This is a genomic window from Streptomyces sp. NPDC021356 (genome assembly GCF_040641015.1).
Taxonomy (GTDB): Bacteria; Actinomycetota; Actinomycetes; order Streptomycetales; family Streptomycetaceae; genus Streptomyces.
In genome coordinates this window covers 217,513-228,901 of sequence record NZ_JBFACU010000016.1, presented here as the reverse complement: position 1 = coordinate 228,901, position 11,389 = coordinate 217,513, and the positions used below count along the sequence as shown (strand labels likewise).

The 11,389-nt window shown below is 72.0% G+C and carries 11 protein-coding genes; 8 read left to right on the top strand and 3 right to left on the bottom strand.

Annotation, left to right across the window (positions count from 1 at the left end; genetic code table 11):
* Positions 1–439: 439 nt before the first annotated feature.
* A complete protein-coding gene (locus AB0G56_RS23260; RefSeq protein ID WP_360972277.1) occupies positions 440–1,393 on the top strand; it encodes a L,D-transpeptidase family protein in 954 nt (317 codons plus the stop codon).
* Between the two features lie 212 nt (positions 1,394–1,605).
* Here AB0G56_RS23260 and AB0G56_RS23255 read toward each other — a convergent pair whose 3' ends face one another.
* From AB0G56_RS23255 to AB0G56_RS23245, 3 genes are all read right to left on the bottom strand, one after another.
* On the bottom strand, positions 1,606–2,838 hold the full coding sequence (locus tag AB0G56_RS23255; RefSeq protein WP_360972243.1) for an extensin: 1,233 nt from the start codon (positions 2,836–2,838) through the stop codon (positions 1,606–1,608).
* The gene (locus AB0G56_RS23250) at positions 2,838–3,500 is read right to left on the bottom strand and encodes an RNA polymerase sigma factor (RefSeq protein WP_360972275.1); all 663 of its coding nucleotides are present in this window, start codon (positions 3,498–3,500) and stop codon (positions 2,838–2,840) included. Before AB0G56_RS23250 ends, AB0G56_RS23255 begins: the two co-directional genes overlap by 1 nt.
* A 297-nt stretch (positions 3,501–3,797) precedes the next feature.
* Complete coding sequence (locus tag AB0G56_RS23245) at positions 3,798–5,378, bottom strand: glycoside hydrolase family 20 protein (RefSeq protein WP_360972273.1); 1,581 nt, start codon at positions 5,376–5,378, stop codon at positions 3,798–3,800.
* A gap of 271 nt (positions 5,379–5,649) precedes the next feature.
* Between AB0G56_RS23245 and AB0G56_RS23240 the strand changes: the two genes are divergently transcribed.
* The 7 genes from AB0G56_RS23240 to AB0G56_RS23210 all read left to right on the top strand — a co-directional run bounded on the left by AB0G56_RS23240 (position 5,650) and on the right by AB0G56_RS23210 (position 11,223).
* Complete coding sequence (locus tag AB0G56_RS23240; protein ID WP_360972271.1) at positions 5,650–6,168, top strand: 2-oxo-4-hydroxy-4-carboxy-5-ureidoimidazoline decarboxylase; 519 nt, start codon at positions 5,650–5,652, stop codon at positions 6,166–6,168.
* Between the two features lie 201 nt (positions 6,169–6,369).
* Positions 6,370–6,750 carry a succinate dehydrogenase, cytochrome b556 subunit gene (gene sdhC, locus AB0G56_RS23235; protein ID WP_360972241.1) on the top strand — a complete coding sequence of 127 codons (381 nt, stop codon included), beginning with the start codon at positions 6,370–6,372 and terminating at the stop codon, positions 6,748–6,750.
* A 5-nt stretch (positions 6,751–6,755) separates the two neighbouring features.
* Positions 6,756–7,235: a succinate dehydrogenase hydrophobic membrane anchor subunit gene (locus AB0G56_RS23230; protein WP_360972239.1), complete on the top strand. Its 480-nt coding sequence runs from the start codon at positions 6,756–6,758 to the stop codon at positions 7,233–7,235.
* 24 nt (positions 7,236–7,259) lie between these two features.
* On the top strand, positions 7,260–9,014 hold the full coding sequence (sdhA, locus tag AB0G56_RS23225; protein WP_360972237.1) for a succinate dehydrogenase flavoprotein subunit: 1,755 nt from the start codon (positions 7,260–7,262) through the stop codon (positions 9,012–9,014).
* Complete coding sequence (locus tag AB0G56_RS23220) at positions 9,014–9,793, top strand: succinate dehydrogenase iron-sulfur subunit (RefSeq protein ID WP_360972235.1); 780 nt, start codon at positions 9,014–9,016, stop codon at positions 9,791–9,793. Before sdhA ends, AB0G56_RS23220 begins: the two co-directional genes overlap by 1 nt.
* 150 nt (positions 9,794–9,943) lie before the next feature.
* A complete protein-coding gene (locus tag AB0G56_RS23215) occupies positions 9,944–10,354 on the top strand; it encodes a VOC family protein (RefSeq protein WP_360972233.1) in 411 nt (136 codons plus the stop codon).
* A 191-nt stretch (positions 10,355–10,545) separates the two neighbouring features.
* Positions 10,546–11,223 carry a TetR family transcriptional regulator gene (locus tag AB0G56_RS23210; RefSeq protein WP_360972269.1) on the top strand — a complete coding sequence of 226 codons (678 nt, stop codon included), beginning with the start codon at positions 10,546–10,548 and terminating at the stop codon, positions 11,221–11,223.
* Positions 11,224–11,389: the final 166 nt, after the last annotated feature.

Below are 11,389 nucleotides of genomic sequence, written 5' to 3'. Positions count from 1 at the left end.
ACGGATACGCACCCGGCTCACCCAGCTTCACCGCCGGGTCCCACCCCTGAAGGGCGTCCGGCCCGTACACCGGCTCGATGGGCAGACCCGACTCGGACTCGCGCGCCATGGTGTGTGCCTCCGCGTTCTTGGTTACTTGCCAGTTACTCGCCGGTACGGCCGACCCTCGCGACGGACTGTAGCGGCGGCCGTGCGCCGGGTGCAGTGGCCCACGCTGGGACCTTGCTCACAGAAGGTGTCCCACTCCCTACTGCTGCCCCTGTCCCAGTCCCTGTTCCTGTCCCTGCTCCTGTTTTCTGATTCTGTCCTTGTTTCCCACCATGCCCCGTGGTTCGCCACCGGTCACGGATGGAAAGACTTCTCGGTGGAGTGCCGCAACCACGGCGACGGGCACCGCAACACCGTTGAGACGGCGGGGGGCCGCATGGGCATCGGGGGTATGAGGAGAGCGGTCGTCGGCGTGGCCGCGGCCGTGGCGCTGACGGGGGCGGCCGGCTGCACGGTGCAGCCGGCCGGCTCGGGCACCGGTCAGGGCCCGGGCTCCGGTCCGTCCTCCGGTTCCGGCGCGGCCGGACGCCACCGCTCCCCCGTGCACATCGAGGTGCCGACCGCCCGGCCGTCCGACGGCGGCGGCAAGGGCCACGGTGACAGCAGCAACGGCAAGGGCAGGGGCACGGCCCGGGACGAGCCGCGGGCGTCCCAGGGCCCGGGCGGATCCGGCGGGAGCGCGCGCACGGCCCCGGCCGCTCCGCCCGCCGCCGCCCCCGTCCTGTGGTCGCGGGGCGCCGGCGGCCTTGCCGTGCGCGAACTCCAGGCCCGGCTGCGGCAGATCGGCTGGCTGTCCGAGGGGCCGACCGGGACCTACGGTCCCGCGACGGAGCGGGCCGTCCGGGGCTTCCAGGGCAAGCGCGGCCTGCCCGCCACGGGCCGCACCGACACCGTCACCTGGCAGCGGCTGCGCGGGATGACGCACGAGCCGGGCCAGTGGGAGCTGTACCTCATGGGCGGCCAGCCGGCCGGCGCCCCGGACGCGCGGTGTCTGACGGGCCGGGTGGTCTGCATCGACAAGACGACCCGGACCCTGCGCTGGATGGTCGACGGGCGGACCGTGTCGACGATGGCGGTGCGGTTCGGCACGGAGGCCACACCGACTCGTGATGGCGTGTTCCAGGTCTACTGGAAGTCGCGCCACCATGTGTCGACGATCTACCACTCCGCCATGCCGTACGCGATGTTCTTCAGCGGCGGACAGGCGGTCCACTACTCCTCGGACTTCGCGGCCCGCGGTTACGCCGGTGGCTCGCACGGCTGCGTCAACGTACGGGACGAGGCGGCGATCGCGCAGTTGTTCGCGCAGGTGAAAGTGGGCGACAAGGTCGTCGTGTACTGGTGAGAGCGGCACCCGTGCCCAGGGAGAAGCGGGGGCGCGGGCGGGACCGGGGGAACGTGTCCCGCCCGCGCCAGATGCACGAGCCGTGGGTACGGGGGGAACCCCGGCTTCGTGCGAGGGCCGATGACCAGTCGGCTCACTCATTACTGCGCCGGGGCGGCCAAAAACGTCACACCTCGCCGGGAGAAAGTTTTCGGCACCCTTAAAACTGCAGGTCAGAGGCTTTCCGACGGGCGAGGTGAGGCCGCCTTGCCGGGGGTCGGCGGAGCGAGTGAGGGGCGGGGCACGACGTCCCTGCGCGGCGGTTCGCCGGCCGGGTGGCCGCCCTCTGCGTGGCCGCCGTCGTCGTCACCGCGCCCGCCCTCGCCGTCGCCGTGCCCCTGATCGCCACCTTTGCCGCCCTTGCCTCCTTTGCCGCCGTTTCCGCTGTCGCCGCCCTTGCCGTCCTTGTCGCCCTGGCCGCCTTTGCCGCCCTGACCGTCCTTGTCGCCCTGACCGTCCTTGCCGTTCCGGTCGGTGTCCTTGTTCCTGCCCTGCCAGGTGCCGTTCCCCTGGCCGGAGCCATGGGCCTCGGCCGCCTTCAGCACGCCCTTGCAGTACGTCCAGACCCGCGAGGAGCCGCCGGCCGCTCCGTCCAGCACGTTCTTGCGGCCGGTGCCCAGGTCCTTGCCGTCCCGCAGGTCCTGGCAGGCGGCGACCAGCCGGCCCCAGCGACCGCCCGGGCCGCTCCGGTCGCCGTCCGGGCCGGTCGCGGTGTCGTGGCCGGCGGCGCTGTCTCCGTCGCCGGCGGAGTCCGAGGCGTCGCCCGCGGAGGAACCGGGCGTGGTCCCGCCGGGGGCCGGCGTCCCGGAGCCGCCCGTCCCCCCGCTGCCGTCGCCGCCCCGGGCGAACGGCGGCGACGGTGCGTCCGAGGCGTCCGAGGGCGTCACGGACGTGGCGGGAGCGGGCTCGTCACCGCCGAACGGGCTCGGCAGCACGCCGGTCGTGGCCGCGGCGGCGACCCCGCCGAGCGCGCCCGCGGCCAGCGTGGCGGACAGGGCCAGGCGGACGGGCCGGCCCAGGCGCGCACCGGGGCGCCGGGAACGCGCGGTTCCCGCGTCCCGCGCCGGGCCGCGCCCGTGCGCGGCGATCCGGACGAGTCCGGCGTCGGCGGAGCCGGCCGCCGTGTACCGGCCGGGGGTCCCGGCGGAAACGGCCTGTCCGGCGCTGGCGGCGGCCTGCCCGGCACGTGCCGTGCGGAAGGCGGCGAGGGCGGCTGCCTCACCGGGCAGCTCGGCGGCGGCCGCGGAGGGGTGGGCGGCCGCGGATTCGGCGGAAAGAGCTTTCAGTGCCTCGGCGAGCCGTTCCGCCCGGTCACGGACGGTGACGTCGACGGTGTCCGGCACCTCTCCGCGAAGCAGGCGCTCCGCGGTCTCGCGGTCCAGCCATCGGTACTGCTCGTCGGCCATCACATGTCCTTCTGCGTCCGGGCGCGCATATGCGTCACACCGGCGGACGTCACCGTGTGGCCTCGCGGTTCTCGTGGGAGCGGCATCGCGCCGAGCGCGTCCACGGATTCCGCATCATCACCGAGCAGCTCCGCGAGCCGTTTCAGACCGCGGTGCGCGGCGGTGCGTACGGCGCCGGGCCGCTTGCCGAGCGTCTCGGCGGCGGTCTTGACGTCCAGGCCCACGACCACGCGCAGCACCACGGCCTCGGCCTGGTCCTGGGGAAGCCGGGCGATGAGGGAGAGGGTGCTGCCGGTGGCGAGCGCCTCGATGGCCTCGCCGGCGGTGTCGGAGGCGGCGGCCTTGCCGGCCAGTTCCGTCTCGTCGCCGCCGATGGCGGGGCGGCGGCCGCGCATGCGTATGTGGTCGAGCGCGCGGTTGCGGGCTATCCGGGCGGCCCACCCGCGGAACCGGTCGGCGTCGCCGCTGAAACGCTCCAGGTCGCGGGCGATCTGGAGCCAGGACTCGGACGCCACGTCCTCAGCGTCGCTCTCGCCGACCAGGGTGCGTATGTAGGCGAGCAGCCGCGGCTGCACGGCGCGGTACACAGTCCGGAACGCGGTCTCGTCCCCGGTCTGCGCGGCAAGCACCGCGGCGGTCAGCTCCGCGTCGTCCCCCAGCACCCCGTGGTTCCTCAGTAGATCGAGCAGGATCGTCGCGGCGTCACGGCCGTCGAACGTTGCGGTGATCATGCATCTTCCGCGCCCGGCGCGAAAGGCACGTTACGACCTGAAACCGCCTCTCGTCCATGACCGTACAACGTGCAACCAACCACTCCGACGGTGAGGTGTGACAGAAAACGCACTCATGGCGCTGAAGGAAGTACGGGTCGCCGCGCGGCCCGTGCCGCGCGACGGCCGGGGCCTCTCCTGTGGGGGGTGGCGGCCCCGGTCGTTGCCTCGGCAGGCCGCCCCCCTGCCTCAGCCCAGCCGCCCGGCCAGTGCCTTGAAGTCAGCCCAGGACAGCGCCGGCTTCCCCGGGTCCCACAGTTTCTGCACGGTCGCGCGCAGCGGCATGCGGATCCCGGCGGCCACCTGGTCCTGGGTCTGGGAGTGCGCGAGGTCGCACCAGACGGCGAAGCCGCCGCCCAGGATCTGGGAGTCGTAGCGGGCGGGCACCGCGTCGGTGCCGCGCAGCACGCGCGGGGTCCACTGTTCGTAGATCCGCTGCCCGGTCGGGTAGACGAAGGTCTGCGGCTGGCCCAGGACGTAGTAGAGGTACTCGTCGTTGTAGTTGATCACCTGGCGGCCGGCGGCGAGGTACTCGGCCGGCGGGCGGGCACCCAGCTCCTTGCCGGTCCAGTAGGCGACCTCGATGTCCTTGTCGGGCCGCACGGAGGTGTGCCGGAAGAAGCCGTCGTTCCAGGCGCGCGGGGCGCGGTGGCGGGCGCGGACGGTGGCGGCGCGGTCGTTCAGCCAGCCGGCCGTCAGGTCGGCGACGGTGCCGCCGGAGCCGTAGGCCTTGCGCGCGGCGGCGGCCAGCTGCGGGTAGGACGTCTCGGGGCTGCGGACGGTCAGCGCCTGGTACTCGTCGCCGCCCAGGTGCCAGTAGCCGCCGGGGAAGACGCCCGCGAACTCGTTCAGGAGGTCGTCGACGATCCGCGCCGAGCCGTCCTTGGAGATGTCGATCGCGCCCTTGGTCGCCACGCCCCGCGCGTCACGCAGTTGCAGATCGGGGTGGGCGGCGATCACCGCGCCCAGGTGGCCGGGCGAGTCGATCTCGGGCACGACGGTGATGTGCCGGCTGCCGGCGAGGTCGACGATCCGCTTGACCTGGGCCTTGGTGAGGTGGTCCTTGGAGACGATCTCCGGGTGGGTGTCGGACTGGAGGCGGAAGGACTGGTCGTCGGAGAAGTGCAGGCCCAGCTCGTTGTACTTGAGGTCGCCCAGCTCCCGTATTCGGTCCTCTATCCAGTCCGCCGTGAACGGTTTGCGCGCGATGTCCAGCATGAACCCGCGCCGCGGCTTTGCGGGTGCGTCGTTCACGACGCCCTCGGGGGCCGTGCCGCCCGCGTGCACCTCCTGTTTCAGGGTCCGGGTGCCGTAGAAGACACCCGCGTCGCCGCCTCCGCTGATGGTGACGCGTCCGCCGCTCACCGTCATGGAGTACGACTCCGGGTCGCCGCCCCTGCCACCGCCCAGCGCGAGGCGTACGTCGCCGTCGCGGACGTCGTCCCGTAACCCCGCGTACGTCAGGCCCAGCTCGCCGGCCAGCAGTTGCCCCTCGTCGGCGAGGGACGCGTCGCCGACCACCACCCGCCCGCCGCGCGCCGGGCGCCAGCCGGGGCCGCGGGCGGCGGTGTGCGAACGCACGGCGGGAATGGTCCGCGGCGCCCGGGAGAGCGGGTAGGTCCGGGTCGGGCTGGGGGCGGGCGGGGTCGGGGAGGGCGTGGCCGTCGCCGGGCCCGCCACGTCCGCGGGGCCGCCGCCGTCACCGCCCGAGGCCCACACGCCGAGACCGGCGCCGAGTCCGGCCGTGACGGCGAACACCCCGCCGGCCACTGCCCACCTGCGCCGCGGGTCGCGCGCCGGGGCACGGCGCCGCCTGTGCTCACTCACACGGCCAACCTACGGCCTCGTCCCGCGCCGGGTGTCCACGAACCGTTCTCAAACTCTTCCGTCCGAGTGAAATCGGGGCATCGGCCGGACACGTCCCGCCCCCTGCCGATAACGTGGCGACACATCTCACACCATCCCCTGCCGACTCACCCGGAACGCCCGTCAGCGGGCGTGCCGTCTCCCACGCCGAGGACCCACGCTGCCCGCGCAGACCCTGGAGCACTTCAACACCGCCCCGCCCGACGAGGCCCGCCGCGCCCTCCTGGCCTGCCTGCGCAGCCCGCGCTGGGCCCGTCGCGTCGCCGCCCACCGCCCCTACCCGGACCTGCCCGCCCTGCTGGCGGCGGCGGACGAGGCGGCGTACGACCTGGGCATGGCCGATCTCGCCGAAGCCCTGGCGGAAGAACCCCTGCCGGCCCTCCCCGACGGCATATACCTGGCCGCCTCCACGGCCCTGAGCGCCGCGTACGCGGCCTACGAGGCGAGATTCGGACACACGTTCGTCATCTACCTGGACGGCGCCGCCCCGGAGGAGGCCCTGAACCGGGTACTGGCGGCGATCCGGTCACGATTGACGAACGATCCGGAGGAAGAGCGCGTGGTGACGGCGGAGGAGCTGCGGCACCTGGCCAGGGGGCGGCTGGTGCGCGCCCTCGGGGGTGCGGGGCGGCATCGGTCAGCGGCTCCGCCGTGGGGGGCGACCAGCGCCGACGCGCCGGCGGTCGGCGCATGACCGCCCACGCCCGCCCGGCGGCCCTCCCCGCTCACCCGTCCGTGCTCCTTTGAGTGCCACTTTGATCACACCGGCAGGCCCGCTGTAAGCACCACTCCCCCACGTCGCTACGATGCTGGGGGCCGGTGGACCGTACCCGGCCGGGCCCGACCGACACCGAAGCCGGCGCGGCCCTAGTCCCCGCTCCCGGAGGGTTCTTCCGTGCCGGCTGGAACGCTGTACCGCGGCCGGGAAGGAATGTGGTCCTGGGTGGCTCACCGAGTCACCGGCGTCCTCATCTTCTTCTTCCTGTTCGTTCACGTGCTGGACACCGCACTCGTCCGCGTGTCTCCCGAGGACTACGACAAGGTCGTGTCCACGTACAAGACCCCGATCGTCGCGTGCCTGGAGTACGGCCTCGTCGCCGCCATCCTCTTCCACGCGCTGAACGGTCTCCGTGTCATCGCCGTCGACTTCTGGGCCAAGGGTGCCCGCTACCAGAAGCAGATGCTCTGGACGGTCGTCATCGCCTGGTTCGTGCTCATGCTCGGGGCGATCTACCCCGTCCTGGGTCACGCCTTTCGAGTCGTCTTCGGGAGCTGACGCGTATGTCCACCACTGAAACCACCGCTTCCGGTGTGGGCCCGGTCGAAGGCGCCTCCTACAACGTCGACAACCCGGCTCCGTTCATCGAGGCCCCGCGCAAGCGCACCAAGAAGACCCCGAGGTCGACCCGGGGCAACTTCGAGATGTACGGCTGGCTGTTCATGCGGCTGTCCGGTGTCGTGCTGGTCGTCCTGGTCATCGGCCACCTGCTGATCCAGCTCGTCCTGGACGGCGGTGTCTCCAAGGTCGGCTTCGCCTTCGTGGCGGGCCGCTGGGCCTCGCCCTGGTGGCAGGTCTGGGACCTGCTGATGCTGTGGCTGGCCATGCTGCACGGCTGCAACGGCCTGCGTACCGTCATCAACGACTACGCGGAGCGCGCGAACACGCGGCTGTGGCTGAAGGGCCTGCTCTACACCGCCACGGTGTGGACCATCCTGCTGGGCACGCTGGTGATCTTCACCTTCGACCCGAACATCCGCTAGGCACGGGGCTGAGGTAATCCACTCATGAAGATCCACAAGTACGAGACCGTCATCGTCGGCGCCGGCGGCGCCGGTATGCGCGCCGCCATCGAGTCGACCAAGCGCAGCCGCACCGCCGTGCTGACCAAGCTCTACCCGACCCGCTCCCACACGGGCGCCGCGCAGGGCGGCATGGCCGCCGCGCTGGCCAACGTGGAGGAGGACAACTGGGAGTGGCACACCTTCGACACGGTCAAGGGCGGTGACTACCTGGTCGACCAGGACGCCGCCGAGATCCTGGCGAAGGAGGCCATCGACTCCGTCCTCGACCTGGAGAAGATGGGCCTGCCGTTCAACCGGACGCCGAACGGCACGATCGACCAGCGCCGGTTCGGCGGTCACTCCCGCAACCACGGCGAGGCCCCGGTCCGCCGCTCCTGCTACGCGGCCGACCGCACCGGCCACATGATCCTCCAGACGCTGTACCAGAACTGCGTCAAGGAGGGCGTGGAGTTCTTCAACGAGTTCTACGTCCTGGACCAGCTGATCACCGAGGTCGACGGCGTCAAGAAGTCGGCCGGCGTGGTGGCGTACGAGCTGGCGACCGGCGAGATCCACATCTTCCAGGCGAAGTCCGTGATCTACGCCTCCGGCGGCACCGGCAAGTTCTTCAAGGTGACCTCCAACGCGCACACCCTGACCGGTGACGGCCAGGCCGCCGTGTACCGGCGCGGGCTGCCGCTGGAGGACATGGAGTTCTTCCAGTTCCACCCGACCGGCATCTGGCGCATGGGCATCCTGCTCACCGAGGGCGCCCGCGGTGAGGGCGGCATCCTGCGCAACAAGGACGGCGAGCGCTTCATGGAGAAGTACGCGCCCGTCATGAAGGACCTGGCGTCCCGTGACGTCGTCTCCCGCTCCATCTACACGGAGATCCGCGAGGGCCGCGGCTGCGGTCCCGAGGGCGACCACGTCTACCTGGACCTCACCCACCTGCCGCCGGAGCAGCTGGACGCCAAGCTGCCCGACATCACCGAGTTCGCGCGGACCTACCTCGGCATCGAGCCGTACACGGACCCGATCCCGATCCAGCCCACCGCGCACTACGCGATGGGCGGCATCCCGACCAACGTCGAGGGTGAGGTCCTGGCGGACAACACCACCGTCGTCCCGGGCCTGTACGCGGCCGGCGAGGTGGCCTGCGTGTCCGTGCACGGCGCCAACCGGCTGGGCACCAACTCGCTGCTGGACATCAACGTCTTCGGCCGCCGCGCGGGCATCGCCGCCGCTCAGTACGCGCAGAAGGCGGACTTCGTCGAGCTGCCGGCGGACCCGGAGAGCCTCGTCGTCGAGCAGATCGAGCGGCTGCGCTCCTCCACGGGCACCGAGCGCGTGGCCACGATCCGCCGCGAGCTGCAGGAGACCATGGACGCCAACGTCATGGTGTTCCGCACCGAGCAGACGATCAAGACGGCGGTCGAGAAGATCGCCGAACTGCGCGAGCGCTACAAGAACGTGGCGATCCAGGACAAGGGCAAGCGGTTCAACACCGACCTCCTGGAGGCCATCGAGCTGGGCAACCTGCTGGACCTGGCCGAGGTCATGGCGGTCTCCGCCCTGGCCCGCAAGGAGTCCCGCGGCGGTCACTACCGCGAGGACTACCCGAACCGCGACGACGTCAACTTCATGCGCCACACCATGGCGTACCGCGAGGTCGGCGCCGACGGGTCCGAATCCATCCGTCTCGACTACAAGCCGGTCGTCCAGACCCGCTACCAGCCGATGGAGCGTAAGTACTGATGGCAACCCCTGTTCTGGACAAGGCGGACGCGGCCGGGCAGCCCGAGCCGGGATTCGCCGACTCCCCCTACATCACCGTCACCCTGCGGGTCCGCCGGTTCAACCCGGAGGTCTCGGCGGAGTCCACCTGGGAAGACTTCCAGCTGGAGATGGACCCCAAGGAGCGTGTCCTCGACGCGCTGCACAAGGTCAAGTGGGACCACGACGGCACGCTCACCTTCCGCCGCTCCTGCGCCCACGGCATCTGCGGTTCGGACGCGATGCGGATCAACGGCAAGAACCGCCTCGCGTGCAAGACGCTGATCAAGGACATCAACCCCGAGAAGCCGATCACGGTGGAGCCCATCAAGGGCCTCACGGTGCTCAAGGACCTCGTGGTCGACATGGAGCCGTTCTTCCAGGCGTACCGGGACGTGATGCCCTTCCTGATCACGAAGGACACCAACGAGCCCACGCGCGAGCGGCTGCAGTCGGCCGAGGACCGGGCGCGCTTCGACGACACGACGAAGTGCATCCTGTGCGCGGCGTGCACCTCCTCCTGCCCGGTGTTCTGGAACGACGGCCAGTACTTCGGTCCGGCCGCGATCGTGAACGCCCACCGCTTCATCTTCGACAGCCGTGACGAGGCGGGCGAGCAGCGCCTGGAGATCCTCAACGACAAGGACGGCGTGTGGCGTTGCCGCACCACCTTCAACTGCACCGATGCCTGCCCCCGCGGCATCGAGGTGACGAAGGCGATCGCGGAGGTCAAGCGGGCGCTGATCACCCGCCGCTTCTGAGGCCGCCGCCCTCCGGCACGTCCGGATCAGGGCCCCGTTCCCTCCTGGGAGCGGGGCCCTCGGCGTCCCTGCGCCGGGCGGGTGACCTGACGGGCCGTCCCGCGGGGTGTGCGCGGGGGTGCACGGCAGGGGCGTACCTAACCTGATCACATGTCAGATGACGAGTCGTACGAGCTGCTCGGGTTCGACAACGTGCTGCTGGCCGTGGGCGATCTCGGCGAGGCCGTGGGGTTCTACGAGCGGGCCGGGTTCGCCGTGGCGTTCCGGCTGGACGAGGCGGGGATCGCGCTGCTGAAGGTCGGCGGTGAGACACCGGGAATCCTGCTGCGCAAGGAGGAGGCGCTCGGGCACCGGCCGCCGCCGTGGCACACCCCGCGCCTGTGGCTGGAGGTCCCGGACGCCCGCGCGGCGGCCCGGGCGCTGGCGGCGGCCGGCATCGAGCCGCTGGACGAGCCGTCCGCCCAGGCCACCGGCTGGACCGTGGAGGTCGCCGACCCCTGGGGCAACGTCCTCGGCCTCACGGACTACACCAAGCGCCCCGAGCTGGGCCGCCGCCCCTGAACCACCGCCCGCCCGGCCCGCGCGGGGCCACTGGCTAGGCTCTGACCGTGCCCGAGAAGAAGAGTCCCGACAGCAAGAGCGGCGGCGGCGGCGCGTCCCCGGCCCAGGCCCCGGAACCCGCGCCGGCCCCGGCCTCGGACCCCACGCCGGCCCCGGCCGCGGCCCCGAGCAAGTCCGAGCAGACCCGGGCCCTGATCCTGGAGACGGCGATGCGCCTGTTCCAGGAGCGCGGCTACGACAGGACCACCATGCGGGCCATCGCCCAGGAGGCCGGGGTCTCCGTCGGCAACGCGTACTACTACTTCGAGGGCAAGGAGCACCTGATCCAGGGCTTCTACGACCGGATCGCCGCCGAGCACCAGGAGGCGGTGCGGGAGGTCCTGGCCCGGGAGAGCGGCCTGGAGGCGCGTCTGGCGGGCGTGCTGAAGGCCTGGCTCGACATCGCCGCGCCGTACCACGAGTTCGCCGTCCAGTTCTTCAAGAACGCGGCCGACCCCGACAGTCCGCTCAGCCCCTTCTCCCCCGAGTCGGAGCACGCGCGCGTGGAGGCCGTCAGCGTCCACCGGCAGGTGCTGCACGGGGCGCGCACCAAGGTGCCGGCGGAGCTGCGCGAGGTGCTGCCCGAGCTGATGTGGCTGGCCCAGATGGGCCTCGTCCTGTACTGGGTGTTCGACCGCACGCCGGGCCGCGAGCGCAGCTACCGGCTCGCCGAGCGCGGGGCCCGGCTCACCGCGCGGGGGGTCTCGCTGGCCCGGTTCCGGGCGCTGCGGCCGCTGGTGCACGAGGTGCACGAGCTGTTCACGGACTTCCTGCCGGGGATGACGAAGGCGCTGCCGGACCCGGCCCGCAGGAGCCGCCAGGACGGGTGAGGGGCACCGGCGCGCCCTCACGGGTGCCGGTGCCCCTCACGGGTGCCGGTGCCCCTCACGGGTGCCGGTGCCCCTCACGGGTGCCGGTGCCCCTCACGGGTGCCGGTGCTCCTCGGGGGGGCCGGTGCCCCTCGGGGGGGCCGGTGCCCCTCTCCCGTGCCCGGGA